Annotated in this window: 1 protein-coding gene; it reads right to left on the reverse strand. The window is 62.9% G+C overall.

Annotated features, from left to right (window positions below; all coding sequences use genetic code 11):
• Positions 1 to 396: agmatine deiminase family protein (locus SOP85_RS31270; protein ID WP_323629444.1), on the reverse strand; the 396-nt coding region annotated here is incomplete at both ends.

A 396-nucleotide genomic window follows, 5' to 3' on the forward strand; every position in this document is an offset into this window, starting at 1 on the left:
GGTGATGTCCCGGCCTTTAATGCCCGGCAGCCAGATTATTGTGCGCAGGCCGAGCATCGCTTTCAGCTCCTGCTCCACCCGTTCCCGGCTCCAGCCCGGATTGCGGTTCGCATTCACCCAGCTGCTCTCGGTCATGATGCCGGTGCCGTGCCCGTCCACTTCGATACCGCCGCCTTCACCCACCAATGCGCTGCGGCGCAGTTGAACAGCGCCGTAGCGGTTGGCGGCAAACGCCGCCAGGCGCGCATCCCTGGCATGCCGCTGTTTATTGCCCCAGCCGTTGAAGTTGAAATCCACCGCTCCGAGTTCGCCGGCGCCGTTGACGACGAAATTGGCGCCGAAATCGCGCACCCAGATGTCATCCAGCTCGGTGACGACATAGCTGACGTTGTGACT

This window comes from Pseudomonas sp. YuFO20, from assembly GCF_035064975.1.
GTDB classification, from domain to species: Bacteria; Pseudomonadota; Gammaproteobacteria; order Pseudomonadales; family Pseudomonadaceae; genus Aquipseudomonas; species Aquipseudomonas putida_AE.